18 protein-coding genes are annotated in these 18,456 nt (G+C 69.6%); 6 read left to right on the top strand and 12 right to left on the bottom strand.

Annotation, left to right across the window (positions count from 1 at the left end):
* Window positions 1-2: 2 nt before the first annotated feature.
* The gene (locus AC07NB_RS00250; protein WP_494571672.1) at window positions 3-419 is read right to left on the bottom strand and encodes a hypothetical protein; all 417 of its coding nucleotides are present in this window, start codon (window positions 417-419) and stop codon (window positions 3-5) included.
* Window positions 419-2,248, bottom strand: a complete 1,830-nt coding sequence (locus AC07NB_RS00255; RefSeq protein WP_492313555.1) for a gamma-glutamyltransferase family protein — start codon at window positions 2,246-2,248, stop codon at window positions 419-421. The genes AC07NB_RS00250 and AC07NB_RS00255 overlap by 1 nt, the downstream gene beginning before the upstream one ends.
* 155 nt (window positions 2,249-2,403) lie before the next feature.
* On the opposite strand from AC07NB_RS00255, the gene AC07NB_RS00260 reads away from it, so the two are divergent.
* From AC07NB_RS00260 to AC07NB_RS00270, 3 genes are all read left to right on the top strand, one after another.
* On the top strand, window positions 2,404-2,910 hold the full coding sequence (locus AC07NB_RS00260) for a MarR family winged helix-turn-helix transcriptional regulator (protein ID WP_291835794.1): 507 nt from the start codon (window positions 2,404-2,406) through the stop codon (window positions 2,908-2,910).
* A 53-nt stretch (window positions 2,911-2,963) separates the two neighbouring features.
* On the top strand, window positions 2,964-4,064 hold the full coding sequence (locus AC07NB_RS00265) for a dipeptidase (RefSeq protein ID WP_494571673.1): 1,101 nt from the start codon (window positions 2,964-2,966) through the stop codon (window positions 4,062-4,064).
* A 97-nt stretch (window positions 4,065-4,161) separates the two neighbouring features.
* The gene (locus AC07NB_RS00270) at window positions 4,162-5,604 is read left to right on the top strand and encodes a hypothetical protein (protein ID WP_494571674.1); all 1,443 of its coding nucleotides are present in this window, start codon (window positions 4,162-4,164) and stop codon (window positions 5,602-5,604) included.
* An 8-nt stretch (window positions 5,605-5,612) separates the two neighbouring features.
* Here the strand turns inward: AC07NB_RS00270 and AC07NB_RS00275 are convergent, their stop codons facing one another.
* The 7 genes from AC07NB_RS00275 to AC07NB_RS00305 form a co-directional block, all read right to left on the bottom strand.
* A complete protein-coding gene (locus AC07NB_RS00275) occupies window positions 5,613-6,155 on the bottom strand; it encodes a hypothetical protein (protein WP_494571675.1) in 543 nt (180 codons plus the stop codon).
* A gap of 68 nt (window positions 6,156-6,223) precedes the next feature.
* Window positions 6,224-6,913: a phosphate regulon transcriptional regulator PhoB gene (gene phoB / locus AC07NB_RS00280; RefSeq protein WP_291835800.1), complete on the bottom strand. Its 690-nt coding sequence runs from the start codon at window positions 6,911-6,913 to the stop codon at window positions 6,224-6,226.
* Between the two features lie 23 nt (window positions 6,914-6,936).
* Window positions 6,937-7,647: a phosphate signaling complex protein PhoU gene (gene phoU, locus AC07NB_RS00285; RefSeq protein ID WP_291835803.1), complete on the bottom strand. Its 711-nt coding sequence runs from the start codon at window positions 7,645-7,647 to the stop codon at window positions 6,937-6,939.
* Window positions 7,647-8,510 (bottom strand): phosphate ABC transporter ATP-binding protein PstB, encoded by an 864-nt coding sequence (gene pstB, locus AC07NB_RS00290; RefSeq protein WP_492313552.1) that lies wholly within the window; start codon window positions 8,508-8,510, stop codon window positions 7,647-7,649. Before pstB ends, phoU begins: the two co-directional genes overlap by 1 nt.
* 5 nt (window positions 8,511-8,515) lie before the next feature.
* Window positions 8,516-9,832, bottom strand: coding sequence for a phosphate ABC transporter permease PstA (gene pstA / locus AC07NB_RS00295; RefSeq protein WP_494571676.1), 1,317 nt, complete (start codon window positions 9,830-9,832; stop codon window positions 8,516-8,518).
* Window positions 9,825-11,255 carry a phosphate ABC transporter permease subunit PstC gene (gene pstC, locus AC07NB_RS00300; RefSeq protein WP_291835812.1) on the bottom strand — a complete coding sequence of 477 codons (1,431 nt, stop codon included), beginning with the start codon at window positions 11,253-11,255 and terminating at the stop codon, window positions 9,825-9,827. Before pstC ends, pstA begins: the two co-directional genes overlap by 8 nt.
* A 138-nt stretch (window positions 11,256-11,393) precedes the next feature.
* Window positions 11,394-12,809, bottom strand: coding sequence for a sensor histidine kinase (locus AC07NB_RS00305; protein WP_494571677.1), 1,416 nt, complete (start codon window positions 12,807-12,809; stop codon window positions 11,394-11,396).
* 151 nt (window positions 12,810-12,960) lie between these two features.
* Between AC07NB_RS00305 and AC07NB_RS00310 the strand changes: the two genes are divergently transcribed.
* Both AC07NB_RS00310 and AC07NB_RS00315 read left to right on the top strand, forming a co-directional pair.
* On the top strand, window positions 12,961-13,923 hold the full coding sequence (locus tag AC07NB_RS00310; RefSeq protein ID WP_291840932.1) for an ABC transporter ATP-binding protein: 963 nt from the start codon (window positions 12,961-12,963) through the stop codon (window positions 13,921-13,923).
* Window positions 13,920-15,383 (top strand): ABC transporter permease, encoded by a 1,464-nt coding sequence (locus tag AC07NB_RS00315; RefSeq protein WP_492313548.1) that lies wholly within the window; start codon window positions 13,920-13,922, stop codon window positions 15,381-15,383. Before AC07NB_RS00310 ends, AC07NB_RS00315 begins: the two co-directional genes overlap by 4 nt.
* A 117-nt stretch (window positions 15,384-15,500) precedes the next feature.
* On the opposite strand, the gene rpsU is transcribed toward AC07NB_RS00315, so the two are convergent.
* The gene (gene rpsU / locus AC07NB_RS00320) at window positions 15,501-15,752 is read right to left on the bottom strand and encodes a 30S ribosomal protein S21 (protein WP_291840936.1); all 252 of its coding nucleotides are present in this window, start codon (window positions 15,750-15,752) and stop codon (window positions 15,501-15,503) included.
* 187 nt (window positions 15,753-15,939) lie between these two features.
* On the opposite strand from rpsU, the gene AC07NB_RS00325 reads away from it, so the two are divergent.
* Window positions 15,940-16,632, top strand: a complete 693-nt coding sequence (locus AC07NB_RS00325; RefSeq protein ID WP_494571678.1) for a COQ9 family protein — start codon at window positions 15,940-15,942, stop codon at window positions 16,630-16,632.
* A 30-nt stretch (window positions 16,633-16,662) separates the two neighbouring features.
* On the opposite strand, the gene AC07NB_RS00330 is transcribed toward AC07NB_RS00325, so the two are convergent.
* Together AC07NB_RS00330 and purE are read right to left on the bottom strand one after the other, a co-directional pair.
* Window positions 16,663-17,757 (bottom strand): 5-(carboxyamino)imidazole ribonucleotide synthase, encoded by a 1,095-nt coding sequence (locus AC07NB_RS00330; RefSeq protein ID WP_494571679.1) that lies wholly within the window; start codon window positions 17,755-17,757, stop codon window positions 16,663-16,665.
* Complete coding sequence (purE, locus tag AC07NB_RS00335) at window positions 17,758-18,249, bottom strand: 5-(carboxyamino)imidazole ribonucleotide mutase (protein WP_291841058.1); 492 nt, start codon at window positions 18,247-18,249, stop codon at window positions 17,758-17,760.
* Window positions 18,250-18,456: the final 207 nt, after the last annotated feature.

Raw genomic sequence — 18,456 nt, forward strand, 5'->3', positions numbered from 1 at the left:
GATCAGGACCGGGCCTGGGCGCCCCTTTCCTCGGACGCCGCCTCGGAGACGGTGCGGCGCTGCATGCGGAAGTCGCCGGACCAGCTGCCGGGAATGGTCCAGCGGCCGGAGACCGCGTCTCCATCGGGCGAGATCTCGCCGTCGTAGAGGATCACGTGATCGCGGTCGCGGCCGTCCGGCGTCTTGGTGAAGGTCAGGCGCAGACCGTCGTGGCGCCCCTCCAGCACGGCCCGGACATCCACCCCGTCGGCGAACAGCAGGTCGGGCTCGATCGTCTTGCCGATGACCGTCCCGGCCGTGTCCGTCAGCTCGGCCGTGAAGGGCGTCGCGGGCATGTTGTCGTTGGCGTTCCAGGCCGGATCGTGGGGGTAGAAATAGACCCCCGTCCACCGGCCCGTCAGATCGACCGTCCCGGCCATCAGTAGGCCAGGGCGATGCCGTCCTTGCGCATCTCCGTGGCCGCCCCGTAGGTCCAGCGTCCGCCGGGGTTCTGCTGCATGACCACGTTCTGATAGCCGCCGAAGCCGCCGTTGGGACCGCGCAGGACCCAGCCCATGGCCTCAAGCTGGGCCTTGGACGCCGCCGGGACGCCGGTCTCCAGATACAGCAGGCCCACGCCCTCGGCCGGTTCGCCGGTCGGCTCGGACGAGCCCTCGTGCTGCCAGCGCGGGGCGTCGCCGGCCTCCTGGGGGTCGAGGCCGTAGTCGACCATGTTGATGATGATCTGGGCCTGGCCCTGGGGCTGCATGCCGCCGCCCATGACGCCCATGGCCATCCAGGGCTTGCCGTCCTTGACCGCGAAGCCGGGGATGATGGTGTGGAAGGGCCGCTTGCCCGGGGCGTAGACGTTGGGGTGGCCGTCGGTCAGGGCGAACAGCTCGCCCCGGTCCTGGAACATGAAGCCCAGGGTGTTTCCGGCGCCGTCGTCGGACACCAGGCCCGAGCCCATGCCGCGGTAGTTGGACTGGATCCAGCTGACCATCATGCCGTCCTTGTCGGCGACGCTGAAATAGGTGGTGTCGCCCTGGGTCGGGGCGTCGCCGGGGAAGACGCGGTCCATAACCCGGTCGGGCCGGATCAGGGCGGCGCGCTGGCGGGCGTAGTCCTTGGAGTTCAGCCACTCGACCGGGGTGCGGCTGAAGCGGTCGTCGGCGAACCATTTGGCCCGGTCCTCGAAGGCGAGGCGCTTGGCCTCGGCCTGGTGGTGGATCGAGGCGGCGGACTGGAAGCCCATGCTCCTGAGGTCGAACTGTTCGCAGACGTTGAGGATTTGGTTGGTCGACAGGCCCTGGGTGTTGGGGCCCAGGCCGTAGACCTGGACGCCGCGATAGTCGGTGCGGATCGGCTCGACCCATTCGGTGCGGTGGGCGGCCAGGTCGGCGCGGGTCATCCAGCCGCCGATGCGGCGGAAATAGGCGGCGATCGCATCGGCGATGGGACCGTCATAGAAGGCGTCGCGGCCGTGCTCGGCGATCAGGCGCAGGGTGCGGCCCAGGTCGGGGTTGGCGAACATCTGGCCGACCTTGGGGGTCTCGCCGCCGGGGGCGTAGACCTTCCTGCGGTTGTCGTTTTCCTCGATGATCGACGCCGAGCGGTCGAAGCCGGCCATGTTGCGCTCGAGGTAGTAGGCGATGACCTGCGGCATCGGCACGCCCTCCTCGCACAGCTCGGCGACAGGCAGCAGGACGTCCTTCCACGGCAGCTTGCCGTAGCGCTGGTGGGCGCTCCACCAGGCGTCGACCGTGCCGGGGACATTGACCGTGACCGCGCCGTAGGAGGGCAGGTGGCCGTCGGCCTTCGCCTTGGACCGCGCGGTCTCCAGCGACAGGCCGCGGGGGCTGTTCCCCGAGCCGTTGAAGCCGACGACCTTGCGCTGGGCCGGGTCCCACAACATGCAGAAGGCGTCGCCGCCGATGCCGTTGGCGACGGGCTCCAGGAAGCCCAGCGCCGCATTGATGGCGATGGCCGCATCGATGGCCGAGCCGCCTCTACGAAGCGTGTCGATGCCGATCAGGGTGGCGCGCGGATGGGCCGTGGCGGCGGCCCCGTTGGCCCCCCAGACGGTCGAGCGGCCGACGAATTTCGGCCCCGTGATCCGGTCGCCCATGCCGATGCCGACATAGGGATCGGGGCGCGGCGCGGGCCGGGGCGGGGCGGCCTGCGGCTGCGGCGTCTGCGCGTGAGCGATCCCGCCCCCCGCCAGCAACGCCCCGGCGGGCAGGGAGGACAGGAAGGTGCGGCGACGCATCGGCAGACTCCACGAAATGTGCGGGGGACCCTAGCCGGTCTAACGCGACTGTGAAGCCTGTCCGTCGGTCTCTCGCTGACCATGGCTCCCGGTTTTGCAGTCCGGGCGAATGGGCTCAGAAGGGAGGTTCGCCTTCCCGCTCGCCGGATTTCGCCATGTCCGATCCTCATGACTACAGCCGCAGCTTCGGCGGCGCGGCCCTGGGCGCCCGCCTGCGCCGGGCGTCGGAGCGGCTGGACCGCGACGGGACCCGTGTCTATGCGGCCCAGGACATCCGGTTCGAACAGCGCTGGTACGGCATCCTTCGTCAGCTGGTCGAGCATGGCCGCCCCATGGCGGTGGGCGAGATCGCCGCGATCCTTCGCATCACCCACGTCTCGGTCAGCGAAGCCAGCCGGTCCATGGAGAAGGCCGGGTTCATCGCCTCGTCGCCCTCCGCCGAGGACGGCCGCCGCCGGCTGTTGCAGCTGACCGAGAGCGGGCAGGCCCTGGCGACCCGGCTCACCCCGCTGTGGGAGGCCTTCAACGCCGCCGCGCAGGAACTGAACGACGAGGCCGGGGACCTGGTTCGCCTGCTGGACCGCCTGGACGACGCGCTGGAGCGCCGGTCGATGTTCGACCGGATCATGGCTCGGGTGTCGGGGGACGCATCCGCCGATTGACATATAGGTAGGTGCCTACATATTCTCCGGATAAAGCTGGAGACCGCGAGCCCATGACCGCCAATCGCCGCATCTTCCTGGGCGCTGTCGCCGCCTCCACCCTGACGGCCTGCGCCGCCGGTCCCGGCGCCTCCGCCGGTCGAGGGGCGCGCGAACCGGTCCTGATCAACGGCAATCTGGTCCTGCCGATCGATCCGGAGACGCCCCTCGACCAGGAGACGCGCGACCTGATCCGGGCTTCGGGCCTGACGGTGGCCAAGCTGACCATCGGCGGCTCCGGCAACCAGTCCCGGGCCGAGACGACGCAGTCCATCGCCGACATCGACAAGGCCGTGGCCCTGAACCCCGACGTCTATCTGAAGGTCCTGGGGACGGCCGATCTGGCGCGCGCCCGGGCGACGGGCCGGCTGGGCGTCATCTATTCGTTCGAGGCCGGCGAGATGCTGGAGGGCGATGTCGATGCGATCGACCCGTTCCGCGCCGCCGGGGTTCTGGTGATGGGGCTCAGCTACAATCGCACGACGCCCTTCGCCTCTGGCACGATGTCGTCGCCGTCCACCGGCCTGACCGCGCTGGGACGGCAGGCCGTCGAACGCATGAACGCCCGGGGCGTGACGGTCGACGTCAGCCACAGCGATGAGATGTCCAGCCTCGGCGCCGTGGCGGCGTCGCGCAAGCCGGTGCTGATCACCCACGCGGGCTGCGACGCCGTTCACGCCCACCCCCGCAACAAGTCCGACCGCCTGATCCGCGCCCTGGCCGACCGAGGCGGCGTGATGGGGATCTATGAACTCAGCTATCTGACCACGGCTCCGGCCCAGCCCTCGCTGGAGGTCTATTTCGCCCACCTGACCCACGCGCTGAACATCGGTGGGGAAGACCACGTCGGCATCGGCAGCGACGCCCTGTTGTGGCCCTTCGACACCTCGCCCGAGAGCATGGCGGAGTGGAACGCGAGCCTGGAGCAGCGCAAGGCCGCGGGCGTCGCCGCGCCGGGCGAGGGGCCGCCGCCCTTCGTCGAGGGGCTGAACCGGGCCGATCGCTTCACGGTGATCGCGGACGAGCTGCGGCGACGGGGCTACGGAGCCCGGGTCGCCGACAAGATCCTGGGCGGCAATTTCCAGCGCGTCTTCGCGGACACCTGGACGGGGTGAACCCCCGTGGCCGGAAATGGCCACTTTGGTGAACCGGTTGTAACGGGCGCCGCGTCGAACGGCCACGCTAGGCTCCCCTCCAGTTTGGGAGAGTGAGATGCGTAACCGGATCGCCTTGACGTGCCTGCTGGCCGCCCTGTCCGCCGGCGGGGCGCCCGCCTTCGCGGCGGCGGCTCCGTCGGCTCTGGTCCGGCAGGCGGAGGAGACCGTGCCGGGCGCGCGGATCACGGTGACGCGAGACGGCGACCGATGGACAGCCGACTATGTGCTGTCGCAGGACGCGCCGGTCTGGGCCTTCTATCGCTCGACGGTGACGAACGGGACGCGTGAACCGTGGCGGCCGCGGGACTGGCGGGTGGTCACGCCCGGCGTAGTGCTGGAGCGGGTCGGCGACCTTGACGTGCTGAGGACCGTGGACGGCGGACCCGTGCCCCGCGAGGTGAGCCTGAGGCTGACGCCGAGCGGCGAGAACCTGGAAGCCGACTATCCGGTGCTGATGTTCACCGATGGGTCGGTGGCCATGCCGACCGGGGCGTTCGATGTATTTCCTTTGCCGTCGCTGGAGGCGGTCCAGCTTTCCGATGATGAGCGCGGCGCCTACAGGCGCTCGGTGGGCAATGCGTGGATCACCTGGCGGGACGCGGCGGGGCCGGTGCTGCATCACGGCCGCCGGCAGGCGCAGGCCGAGGGCGACGACGGCCGCACCTATGTCCTGTTCGGCCAGACCGAGGTGAAGGCGGCGGAGCGGCTGGTGACGGTCGTGGATCCCGAGCTGCCCTCCTGGATCGCGGCCTCCATCGAGGGCTTCGCGCCGCGCGTCGCCGACTATTACGCCACGCGCCTGGGGGCGGGGCAGACGGATCGGCCGACCATCATGGCCACCTGGTATGGGCCGACCGCCGGCACGACCAACTACGGCGGCAGCGTCCTGCCGGGCCTGATCGTCATGACCTTCGAAGGCAAGGAGCTGCTGGCCTCCAGCGACGCGGTGCTGGCCGAGAACCGCTGGTTCATCGGCCACGAGAGCGCGCATTTCTGGCTGGGCCAGACGGTGCGGGCCGAGCGGGCGCGGGAGTCCTGGATGACCGAGGGCGGCGCAGACCTGATGGCGGTGCGGGCGATGAAGGCGCTCGACCCGGGCTTCGACGAACGATCCGTGCTGCAGGCCGAGGTGGACGACTGCGCCCGCCTGGCCGTGCGTCCGGTGATCGAGGCCGGCCAGCGCGGCGAGCACCGGGCCTGGTACTCCTGCGGCGCGGTCTTCGCCCTGGCCGCCGAGGCGGCGCAGAAGAAGGCCACGGGCGGGGACTGGTTCGACTTCCTGAAGCCGCTGATCGACGCCGGGCGGGCGGACGGCGTCCTGACCCGCGAGGCGTGGCTGAGCCGCCTGACCGAGGTGTCGGGGGAGCCGACGCTGCGGACGGACATCGAGACCCTGCTGACGGCGGGCGCGGCCGACCCGGGAGCGGTCATCGCCCGGCTGTTCGACCGGACGGGCGTCGCCTATCGGGTGGTGGACGGCAAGATCGCGCTGGGCTGAGGAGACGATCAGTCTGCTGTAGGAAGGTCCGAGCCGACCAGGATCACCTCGATGTCTTCCGCCGCGAGGACGGCCGTCGCCGCCAGATGCTTCTGGATGGCGGCGAAGTCGGGCCGGCCGTTGAACTGAACCTGCACGGTCCGGTCGTCCATCACGGTCAAGGTTGAACCCGGTTCAACGCCGGCCCAGACCTCCAGCACGGCCACGAACTCCCTGAGCGTACAGGCTGCTCGGTCGAAGCGGGGAAGATCGGGGTGCTGTCGGCGGGCCTCGGCGGCTTGCGCGATCAGGATTTTACGGCCTTCGCGGCCAAGATGGGCGTGCCACAGGTCGGTGTTGCGGGTGTCAGAGAACCGCACACAGCCGCCCATTCGGGTCGCGTCCGCCAGGTTCCCGATCTGCTCTGGCGTGAGTTCGCCGCCGCTGATCAGGACATCGTAGTCCTGCAGGTCGTCCTGGTACTCGATCGTGATCCGCTCCTCGTCGATGCCGTGAGGCGCGAGTTCGCGGAGCAGGTGCGCCATCATGAGGGCGTCGTGATCGGTGGTCATGCCCGCAGCGTAGGACCAAGTCCCGTTATCGTCATCCTCCCGAAAATCGGCATGACGATAGCGGGGGCTCAGCCCCCCAGATCCAGCGAATAGCCGGCCGAGCGGACGGTGCGGATCGGGTTGACGGTGCCTTCGACGTTCAGGGCCTTGCGCAGGCGGCCGACGTGGACGTCGACGGTGCGGGCCTCGACATAGACGTCCGAGCCCCAGACGGCGTCCAGCAGCTGTTCGCGGCTGAACACCCGGCCCGGGTGCTGCATGAAGTGGTCGAGCAGGCGGAACTCGGTCGGGCCCAGGTGGATCTCCAGGCCGGCGCGGCGGACGCGGTGGGCGACGCGGTCAATGACGATGTCGCCGTGGTTGATGCGGTCGTCGGCAAGGCCCGGACGGATGCGGCGCAGGACGGCGCGGATGCGGGCCGTCAGCTCGGTCATCGAGAAGGGCTTGGTCAGATAGTCGTCGGCGCCGGTGTCCAGGCCGCGCACGCGGTCGGATTCCTCGCCGCGGGCGGTCAGCATGATGATCGGCAGGTTGCGGGTCTCGGACCGGCCGCGGATGCGCCGGCAGACCTCGATGCCGCTGAGCTTGGGCAGCATCCAGTCGAGCAGGACCAGATCGGGCAGGCGCTCGTCGATCTGGAGCATGCCTTCCTCGCCGTCGGAGGCGACGACGACCTTGTAGCCCTCTTTTTCGAGATTGTAGGACAGCAGCGTGGCCAGCGCGTCCTCGTCTTCCATCACCAGGATATAAGGCTGCACTTCAGGCTCTCCGGTCTTCAGTCTCAGGCGGCGGGCAGATCAGCGTCCGGCTCGGGATTCCAGCGCGGGCGCTCGCCCGTGAATTCCAGACCGGTGATCTCGTAGTGGATCGTCTCGGCGATGTTGGTCGCGTGGTCGCCGATGCGTTCCAGGTTCTTGGCCATGAACAGCAGGTGGGTGCAGGCGCTGATCGTGCGCGGGTCGCCCATCATGTAGGTCAGCAGCTCGCGGAACAGGCTGTTGTAGTGCTCGTCGACCTCGTCGTCGGTGTTCCAGACGGCGATGGCGCGGTCGACTTCGCCGACCGCATAGGCGTCCAGCACGTCGCGCAGCCGCATGGAGACCAGCTTGCCCATCCGCTCGATCGAACGGGTCAGGGGCTGCATCGGTTCGCCCTCGGCCAGGATCAGGGCGCGTTTGGCGATGTTCTTGGCCAGGTCGCCGGTGCGCTCCAGGTCCACCGCCAGCTTCATGGCCGACAGGGTCTTGCGCAGGTCCGAGGCGACCGGCTGGCGCAGGGCGATCAGGCGGATGGCCTTCTTCTCGATGTCGCGGTGCATGGCGTCCAGGCGGACGTCGCGCTCGACCACGGCCTTGGCCAGGGCCACGTCGCGGCGGGCGACGGACTCGACGGCGTCGGCGACCTGGGCCTCCGCGAGGCCGCCCATGCGGGCGACTTCGGCGGTCAGCTGGTTGAGTTCGTCCCCGTAGGCCTTGACGGTGTGCTGGTTCATCAGCCGAAGCGCCCCGTGATGTAGTCGAGGGTGCGCCGCTCGCGGGGATTCGTGAAGATTTCCTCGGTCGGACCGGTCTCGACCAGACGGCCGAGGTGGAAGAAGGCGGTGCGTTGCGAGACGCGGGCGGCCTGGGCCATCGAGTGGGTGACGATGACGATGCAGTAGCGCTCGCGCAGTTCGTCGATCAGTTCCTCGATCTTGGCGGTCGCGATCGGGTCCAGGGCCGAGCAGGGCTCGTCCATCAGGATGACTTCAGGCTCGACCGCGATGGCGCGGGCGATGACCAGACGCTGCTGCTGGCCGCCGGACAGGCCGGTGCCCGGCGAGTGCAGGCGGTCGGCGACCTCTTCCCACAGGCCGGCGCGCTTCAGCGAGGCCTCGACGATGACGTCCAGGTCGGCCTTGCCGGTGGCCAGGCCGTGGATGCGCGGGCCGTAGGCGACGTTCTCGTAGATCGACTTGGGGAAGGGGTTCGGCTTCTGGAACACCATGCCGACGCGGGCGCGCAGCAGCACCGGGTCGACGGAGCGGGCGTTGACGTCCTCGCCGTCCATCTCGATGCGGCCGGTGACCTTGGCGTGGCTGATGGTGTCGTTCATGCGGTTCATGGTCCGCAGGAAGGTCGACTTGCCGCAGCCCGACGGGCCGATCAGGGCCGTGACGGTCTTGTCCGGGATGTCGAGCGAGACATCGTACAGGGCCTGTTTGCCGCCGTAGAAGACCGACACGTCGCGCGCGGCGATCTTGGTCGGGCCGACGGGGCCGCCGCCGTGGGTCACGGCCGGAGCGGCGATGACCGGGGTTTCGGCGGGCGTGCCGCCCTCAACGCCGTCCGCGGCGCGGAAGATTTTCGAGAACATGGGGCTTACCACCGGCGTTCGAAGCGCCGGCGCAGCAGGATGGCGGCGGCGTTCATGACGATCATGAAGGCGAGCAGGACCAGGATCGCGGCGGCGGTCCGCTCGTGGAAGGCGCGTTCGGACGCGTTCTCCCAGATGTAGACGAGCGAGGGCAGGGCGCCCGTCGGCTCGACGACGCTGTGGGGGATGCCCGGCACGAAGCTGACCATGCCGATCAGCAGCAGGGGGGCGGTCTCGCCCAGGGCGTGGGCCATCGAGATGATGGCGCCGGTCATCACGCCGGGCATGGCCAGGGGCAGGGTGTGCTGGAAGACCGTCTGGGTCCTGGAGGCGCCCATGGCCAGCGCGGCTTCGCGGATCGACGGCGGCACCGCCTTCAGCGAGGAGCGGGTGGCGATGATGATGGTCGGCAGGGCCATCAGGGCCAGCACCAGGCCGCCTACCAGCGGGCTGGCGCGGGGCAGGTGCAGCCAGTTGATGAACAGGGCCAGGCCCAGCAGGCCGTAGATGATCGACGGCACGGCCGCGAGGTTGTTGATGTTGACCTCGATGATGTCCGTCAGCCGGTTCTTGGGCGCGAACTCTTCGAGGTAGAGGGCCGCGCCGACGCCCAGCGGGATGGCGATCAGGGCGGTGACCAGCAGCATCAAGGCCGAGCCGATGACGGCGCCCAGCACCCCGGCCAGCTCCGGCTCGGTCGAGTCGCCCTTGGTGAACAGGGCGGTGTTGAAGTGGGCCGAGACGTGGCCGTCGGCCTTCATCCGGTCCAGCCAGTCGATCTGCTGGTCCGACAGGCGGCGCTGGTCGGCGGGCGTGGCGCGGGAGATCTCGCCCTTGAAATAGAGGTCGGCGTCGTCCGAGGCGGGGGCGGCGATCATCACCGTCTGGCCGATGAGGCCCGGCTGCTTCTGGATACGCTCGGCGGCGGTGAACTTCAGCTCCGAGGAGAACAGGCCGCGCATGGCGGTGGCCTTGGCGCCCGAGGCGTCGTCCTGCTCGCCCATGCGGCGCAGCTGCTGTTCGGCGACCAGCTGTTCGAAATTGGTGCCCTGCGGATAGGCGCGGTCGACGCGGGCCGGGTCCATGTAGACCGGCAGGGTCACCGTGTGGGCGTAGAAGGCCGTGTGGCCCTGATCGATGATCCGGCCCAGAAGCAGCAGCAGGAAGCCGACCGCCACGCCGATGGCCAGCAGGCCGTACAAGCGGAAGCGGTTCTCGCGGGCGTAGCGCTTCTTCAGGCCCGAGCGCAGGCGGTCGACGCGGGCGGCGTCGACCCCGGAGACGGGTCCAGAGACGGGGGCGTTGTCGGCTGCGTCAGTCATATTGCTGCCGGTAGGTCTGGACGATGCGCTGGGCCACGATGTTCAGCAGCAGGGTCACGAGGAACAGGGTCAGGCCGAGACCGAAGGCCGACAGCGTCTTGGGGCTGTTGAACTCCTGGTCGCCGGTCAGAAGGGTGACGATCTGGACGGTGACGGTGGTCACGGTCTCGAGCGGGTTCAGCGTCAGGCGGGCGGCCAGGCCGGCGGCCATGGTCACGATCATGGTCTCGCCGATGGCCCGCGACATGGCCAGCAGCATGGCGCCGGCGACGCCGGGCAGGGCGGCGGGCAGCAGGACCCGCTTGACCGTCTCGGATTTTGTCGCGCCCATGGCGTAGGAGCCGTCGCGCAGCGACTGCGGCACGGCGTTGATGATGTCGTCCGACAGGGAGCTGACGAAGGGGATCAGCATGATGCCCATGACGCCGCCGGCGACGAGGGCCATCTGGTTCTGGACCAGCATCAGATACTGGCCCAGGCCGTCCAGCGGCCCGCCGACGAACCAGCTGCCGATGGTGTGGAAGAAGACGCGCATGGCCGGGCCGACGGTCAGGGCGGCGAAGAAGCCGTAGACCACGGTCGGGACGCCCGCGAGGATTTCGAGGATCGGCTTCACCGTCGCGCGGAACACCGGGCCGGCGTACTCCGACAGGTAGATGGCCGAGAACAGGCCGACCGGGGCCGCCACGCACATGGCGATGATCATGATCAGGAAGGTGCCGGCGAACAGCGGCAGGGCCCCGAAGGCGCCGGACGATCCAACCTGGTCGGCGCGGATGGCGGTCTGGGGGCTCCACTGCGTTCCGAACAGGAACTCCGTGACGGGCACCGAGCTGAAGAAGCGGATCGAATCGTAGACCAGCGAGGCGACGATGCCGACGGTGGTCAGGACCGCGACGGCCGAGCAGGCGAACAGGGCGCCGACGATCCAGCCCTCGACCCGGTTGCGGGCGCGCATGTCGGGGCGGATCTGGCTGAACACGAACAGGGCGCCCAGCAGCGCGGCCAGGGCGGCGCCGGTGATCCCGGCCAGGCTCAGCATCAGCTCGATGCGGGCGGCGCGGCGGCCCTCGGCGGGCAGGAGCTCGGCGTAGGGCGCGGGCCAGATCTGCATGGTCTGCTGCCCGGCGCCGACGGCGTGGGCGTCGGCGTAGAAGGCCTGGCGGCGGAAGGGCTCCAGCTGCTGGACGGCCTCAGGCGCGCCGGAGGCCATCAGCTGGTGCTGGACCGGGCCCGAGAAGACGGAGGCGGCCAGCAGCACGGCCAGGGCCGGAAGCGCGGTCCAGATCAGGGCGTAGGCCCCGTGCTGGGCGGGCCGCGAATGGGCCTTGGCCCCCCGCGCGCGTCGGCTCGCCAGTCGGCGCGCGCCGAAATAGGCGGCGACGGCTGCGGCGATCAGGATCGGCAGGAAAAGCCAGGTCATGAGGATCCGGGAGGAAGAATCGGAGCGGTCCCGGTCGCCCGGTTCGCCCCGGGGCGGAAACTGCCCGGGAATGGTCAGCGGATTAAGACGGGCGCATGACAGTTCTGTTACGCCGTCGGGCCTGTTGTCGCAGGCGCGTCACGTCTTGGTCTTTTCCGCCTTCAGCGCGATGGGGAAATAGGCGGTGAAGACGGCGCCCTGGCCCGGCGCGCTTTCGACCGTCAGCCCGCCGCGATGGCGGTTGACGATGTGTTTGACGATGGCCAGGCCCAGGCCCGTGCCCTGGCGCTCGCCGCTCTTCTGGCCCTCGACCCGGTAGAAGCGCTCGGTCAGGCGGGGCAGGTGTTCGCGGGCCATGCCGGGGCCGTGGTCGCGCACGGTGATGGCGGCGTAGCGGTTGCCCGGCTCGCGGTCCGGCGTGACCAGGGGCAGGCGGGTGACCCCGCCCTCGCGATTGCCGCCCGACCAGGGGGCGGCGGCCTCGTCCAGCGTCACGTCGGGGCGGATGACGATATCGACCGTGTCGCCCGACGGGGAATATTTGATGGCGTTGTCGACCAGGTTCTGGACCACCTGGACGATCTCGTCACGGTCGCCGTGGACCGGGGCGGACAGTTCGCGGTCCTGCATGACGATGCTGACGTCGCGTTCGGCCGACAGCACGCTGACGGCGTCCATGACGTCCACCGCCGCCCGCGCCAGGTCGACCCGGCCCGAGGGGGGGACGTGCTCGTTCAGTTCGATCCGGCTCAGCGACAGCAGGTCGGCGACCAGCCGGCTCATGCGGTCGGCCTGCACGGCCATGATGTCGAGGAAGCGGTCGCGCGCCTTGGGGTCGTCGCGGGCGTGGCCCTTGAGCGTCTCGATGAAGCCGGCCAGCGAGGCCAGCGGCGTCTTCAGTTCGTGGCTGGCGTTGGCCAGGAAGTCGACGCGCATCAGCTCCATGCGCCGCACGTCGGTTTCGTCGCGCAGCACCAGCAGGGCCAGGGTGGCGCCGTCGCCGGGCGGGGCGGGCAGGGGGCGGGTCAGGGCCCGCCAGTGGCGGGTCTGGGCGCCGACGCCGGAGTAGTCGGTGGTGCGGGCGATGCCGCCGAACAGGGCCTCGTCGACCGCCTCGAGCACCGTCGGTTCGCGCACGGCGGAGACCAGCAGGGCGCCCTCGCGCTGGATGCGGAACAGGTCGCGCGCGGCCCTGTTGGCCAGCACCACGCGGCGTCCGGCGATGTCGTCAGCCTCGCCGCCCGAGACCACCAGCACCGGATCGGCCAGGGCCTCGAAGGCGCTGTCCAGCAGACGCTGGTCGGCGGCGGGGATCGACGGCGGCGCGGCCGCTTCGGCGGTTTCGGCGCTCGGCGCGGAACGCGGGCGGCGGTTCACGGCCCAGGTGGAGACGCCCACCAGCACGGCGCCGCCGATCAGCCACTGGGCCAGGGCGGGATAGAAGACCGCCAGCGTCAGCAGCACGACCACCGAAACGCCCGCGCTGGCGCCCACGGTCCACAGGCGCGAGGCCGCGGACGGGGCGACGGGGGACTGAGCGGCTTCGTAGGGCATTGCGCTTCCACTGGAGCGTGCGCGCGGGGCGACTCGCTATCCGCCGAACATGACACGGAATTCATGACAATCGATCCGGGAAGCGTCCCGCTCCGGGTTGTCAAACGTCCTTTACATCCCTAGGCTCCTATTCTGTTGCAAGGAGGGGCTTATGACGGCGGCTTTGACGCTTGAGGGCGTGAGCAAGCGATACGGCGAATTCCAGGCCGTGCGCGATCTCAGCTTCGAGGTGCCCAAGGGCTCGATCTGCGGCTTCCTGGGGCCGAACGGGGCGGGCAAGACCTCGACCATCCGCATGATCCTGGGTCTGCAGCCCGCGACCTCGGGCCGGATCGAGATCCTCGGCGCCGACGACGGCCGCCGGGTGCGCGACCGCATCGGCTTCCTTCCGGAAGAGCGCGGTCTCTACAAGAAGATGACGCCGGTGGACGCCATCGCCTTCTTCGGCTCGCTGAAGGGCCTGCCGCTGGGCGAGGGCCGCAAGCGGGCCAGAGAAATGCTGGACGCCCAGGGGCTGGGCGCCTCCAAGCGCAAGAAGATGAAGGAGCTGTCCAAGGGGATGGCCCAGAAGGTCCAGCTGATCTCGTCGGTGGTGCACCGGCCCGAGTTCGTGATCCTGGACGAGCCGTTCTCGGGCCTCGATCCGGTCAACCAGCAAGGGTTGGAGCAGATGATCCGGGGGCTGGCCGCCGACGGCGCCACCGTCCTGTTCTCGACCCATGTGATGCAGCACGCCGAGCGGCTGTGCGACAAGGTCGTGCTGCTGGCCCGGGGCCGGAAGGCGTTCGAGGGCACGGTGGCCGAGGCCCGCGCCACCTCGCGCCGGTTCCTGGAGCTGGAGGGCGCCATCGCGCCGGACCAGGCCGAACGCCTGCCCGGCGTGGCGGGGGTCGAGGTCGTCTCCGATGACGGCGAAGTCCGGGTGCTGAAGGCCGCGCTGGCTCAGGGCGCGCAAGGGCAGGAGGCGCTCAAGGCGGCCTTCCTGACCGGCCTGGACGTGCGCCGTTTCGAACTGCGCGAGCCCAGCCTGCACGACGCCTTCATCGACCTGACCGGGGACCGCCCCGATGTCGACCAGAGCGTGAAGCCGACCGGCGTGGAGGCCGCCCGATGAACCGGATGTTCCTGATCGCGCGGCGCGAATACGCCGCCTACGCCATGACCGTGGGCTTCTGGCTGTCGCTGCTGGCCTTCCCGCTGTTCGCGGTGATCGGCGGCGGCGTGTCCTATCTGGTCCGCACCGGAGAGACCATTCCGGCGGTGGCCGTCGTCGAGGACGGAGCCGGCGCCGCCGGCCTCGCTACGGCCGTCCAGGACCATCTGAAGGTCGAGAACGACCGCCGGCGCGCCAGTAGCCTTCGCGCCGCGGCGCTGGCCGAGACACAGACCACGCCTGACGCCGGGACCGGGGCGGCGGATCGGGTTCGGGAGATCGCCGAGACGCAGGGCTTCGACGCAGGCATGGCGGAACTACGCCGGGTCGCGCCCATGGCCGCAGCAGCATGGCGCGAGCCGAAGACGCCCGTCACCCTAGCGCCCGCGCCCGCCCAGGTCGTCGCCGCGGCGCCGGGGAAGGCGCGCGACGACGCCGCCAAGGCCTATCTGGCCGCGGACAAGAGCGATCGTTCACTCAGCGCCATCGTTTTCCTGACGCGGGAGGACGGCAAGCCGGCGGCCCGGGTCTGGACCGCCCGCACCAATGAGGACGCGGTCGATGATTTCGTGCGCGAGGCCCTGAAATCCGCGAACCGGCGCGAGGTATTCGGCGCCTCGGGTGTTTCGCCACAGGTTATCGTCAGCTCCGAACAATTCCGCCCGCACGTGACCGCCTATTCGCCCAAGGCCTCGACCGGCGCCGAGGTGTCGTTCCGGGATCGTCTGCCTCAACTGATCGGCTTCATCTCCGGCTTCATGCTGTGGTCGCTGATCCTGACCGGCGCCTCGATCCTGCTGAACAGCGTGATGGAGGAGAAGTCGAACAAGATCCTAGAGGTGCTGCTGTCGTCGGCCTCCACCACCGAAATCCTGTCGGGCAAGGTGCTGGGGGTGGCGCTGCTGACCCTGACGGTTTCGCTGGCCTGGGGCGTACTGGGCAGCGGGGCCTTGATCACCGTGGCGCCGAAATACGCCGCCTGGACCGGTGAAATCCTGCTGCACGGCGGGATGCTGGGCTGGTTCGCGGCCTTCATGATCGGCGGCTATCTGATGTACGCCGTGCTGTTCGCGGCGATCGGCGCCTTCTGCGACACGCCGCGGGACGCCCAGACGCTGATGGGACCGATCATGATGGTGCTGGTGGTGCCGCTGGTCGTCATGCAACTGGCGCTGCGTCAGCCGGATTCTCCGGTGGTGCAGGTCCTGTCGTGGGTGCCGTTCTTCACCCCGTTCCTGATGATCGCCCGTCTGCCGTCCGATCCGCCCCTGTGGGAGGTTATCGGCGCCATGGCCGGGATGTTCGCCTTCGCCCTGCTGATGGTCTGGATCTCGGGCCGCGCCTTCCGCGCCGGCGCCCTGTCGGACGTCAAGCTGAGCTGGAAGAGCTTCGGCGCGGCGATCCGGGGCGGGGGGAACTAGGTCTGAGCCTGTCCTCCCCCATCGCCTCGAAGGGGCGATGGGGGAGGTGAAGCCAAAGAAAAAGGGCCGCTCCGTTTCCGGAGCGGCCCTTTGATCTTTCAGCCGTAGGGCCGTCGCTTAGCTGCGACCGGCGCCGCCCGGCACACGGGGCTTCGGAGCCGGCAGCAGGCCTTCGCGCTGGGCGCGCTTGCGGGCCAGCTTGCGGGCGCGACGGACAGCCTCGGCCTTTTGACGGGCGCGCTTTTCCGACGGCTTTTCGTAATGAACGTGGCGCTTCATTTCACGGAAGCTGCCTTCGCGCTGCATCTTCTTCTTGAGGGCTTTCAGCGCTTGATCGACGTTATTATCGCGAACGAAAATCTGTACCAGGTTGAACTCTCCTTTGGCCGCCCGCCGCGTCCTGTGAGGGAGACGGGCGAACAAATAAAATCGTCTTCCGGCGAACAGGGTCCGCGGATGAAGGCGGGCTGATACACGAGCCGACCCACGCTGTCCATATGGTCGCGATCACTTCTGGAGGCTCGAAACCCCCGCCGGACGGGCTTATGGTGTGTCCATGACCGACGCACCGCACCTGTCGAACGCGCAGCCCGAGGGAGAGGCTCTCAAAGCCGACTGGGCCGACCGGATGGAACAGTCCGTGCTGGACGCCGCCGTGGCCCGTGCGCCCGCCCTGGGCTGGAACGCGCGGCTGGTGCGCGCCGCCTGCGCGGACAACGGGCTGTCGCTGGGCGACGAGGAACTGCTGCTGCCCAACGGCGCCCGGGATCTGGCCGCCCTGCTGTCGCGCCGCCATGACGACCGGGCCATGGCGGCGCTGGGACAGGTCGAGGCGTCGTCGCTGAAGATGCGCGAGCGAATCGCCCGCGCCGTGTCGGAACGGCTGGAGGCCGCGGCCGCCGATCTGGACGCCTCGAAGAAATGCGCCGCCTTCCTGGCCCTGCCGGTCAATGCGGACCTGGGGCTGAAGCTGGCGTGGGAGAGCGCCGACCTGCTGTGGAACTGGGCCGGGGACACCGCCACCGACTGGAACCACTATTCCAAGCGGGCGATCCTGTCGGGCATCCTGATCCCGGCCCTGACGATGCGGCTGTTCGACGGGCGCGAGGCCGCCGAGGCCTTCGTCGCCGCCCGCATCGAGAACGTCATGACCTTCGAGAAGTGGAAGGCCGGCAAGGATTTCGACGCCCCGCTGAGGAAGGTGGCGGATGCACTGAGCCGGCTGCGGTACGGGGCGAAGACGGAGTAGGAGCCCTCTCCCATCGGGAGAGGGAAGAGGTCAGAGGGGCTTGACCCGGTTCAGATGGCCCATCTTGCGGCCCGGGCGAGCCTCGGCCTTGCCGTACAGGTGGATGCGCACGTCCGCGCGGGCGGAAGCCTTCGTCCACTGCTCGACCTCGTCGCCCAGCAGATTGGTCATCTCGACGCGGAAATGGGCCGTGGTGGGGCCCAGCGGCCAGCCGGCGATGGCGCGGATGTGTTGTTCGAACTGGTCGCAGACGCAGCCGTCCTGGGTCCAGTGGCCGGTGTTGTGGACGCGCGGCGCGATCTCGTTGACCAGCAGCCGGCCGTTCCCGAGGTCGAACAGCTCCACGCCCAGCACGCCGACGTAGTCGAGGCCGTTGAGGACGGCGGCGGCGATGGCCTTGGCGCGCTTTTCGGTCTTCGCATCGACGGCGGCGGGGGCGAGGGTGGTCTTCAGGACCCCGCCCTTGTGGATGTTCTCGCCCAGCGGATAGACGGCGACCGCGCCGTCGCGGCCGCGGGCGGCGATGATCGACAGTTCGCGGGTGAAGGCGGCCTTGGCCTCAAGAATGGCGGGGCGTTCGCCGATGGCGTGCCAGGCGTCGGCGGCTTCCCTGGCCGACCGCACCCAGACCTGGCCCTTGCCGTCGTAGCCGTCGCGGCGGGTCTTGAGCAGGGCGGGCGTTCCGAGACGCTCCAGCCCGGCCAGCAGGTCGTCGAGGCTGTCGACGGCGGCGAAGTCCACCGTGGTCGCGCCGACGCCGTTCAGGAAGGTCTTCTCCTCGACCCGGTCCTGGGCCACGGCCAGGGCGCGGGGGCCGGGGGCCACCAGGGCGCCGCTCTCGGCCAGGGTCGCGACCGAAGAGGCCGGGACGTTCTCGAATTCGAAGGTCACCGCCTGCGCCACCCGGCCCAGCACGGTCAGGGCGGTGGGATCATCATAGGCGGCGACGATCTGCCCCTGGGAGACACGGCCCGCCGGGCTGTTCTCTTCCGGATCGAGAATGACGACGTTGAAGCCGAGGCGGGAGGCGGCCTGGCTGAGCATGCGGCCCAGTTGTCCGCCGCCGAGAATGCCGATGGTCGAGCCGGGGGCCAGAGACGCGGAAGGGGACGGGGAGACGCTCACTCAGTCCTCGACCGACTCGTGCACGGCTTCGGTCTGGGCTTCGCGGAAGGCGCTCAGCCGTCCCATCAGCACCGGATCGTTGAGGGCCAGGATCTGCGCGGCGAGGATGCCCGCGTTCTTGGCGCCCGCCTCGCCGATGGCCAGGGTCGCGACCGGCACGCCGCCGGGCATCTGGACAATGGAGAGCAGGCTGTCGAGGCCCTTGAGCGCCTTGGACTGCACCGGCACGCCCAGCACGGGCAGCTCGGTCATGGAGGCGGCCATGCCCGGCAGGTGGGCGGCGCCGCCGGCCCCGGCGATGATGACCTTGTAACCCGCGGCGCGGGCGCCGGTGGAGAACTCGACCAGGCGTTGGGGGGTGCGGTGGGCGCTGACGACCTTGGCGTCCCAGGCTACGCCGAGCCGGTCCAGGGCGTCGGCGGCGTGCTTCATCGTCGGCCAGTCCGAACGGCTGCCCATGATGATCGCCACCGGCGGGGTCTCGGTCGCCATTACACGCACCTTCTCGCGGAAAGCGGCGCGATACAGGACTCGCGTTGCGCCCGCAACCGACGGCGTTAGGCTCCGCACTGGCCGGACGTGTTGAGTCGCCGGCTCGAGCATGATCGTTCGAGATGCGAACCGCTTCGCGGTTCCATCGAGAGCGTGAATCATGCTCTCGAATTATGCTGGACCATTTTTCTGGATTCAGGTCGTCCC

The sequence above is a fragment of the Brevundimonas sp. GW821-FHT09G01 genome, assembly GCF_059416065.1.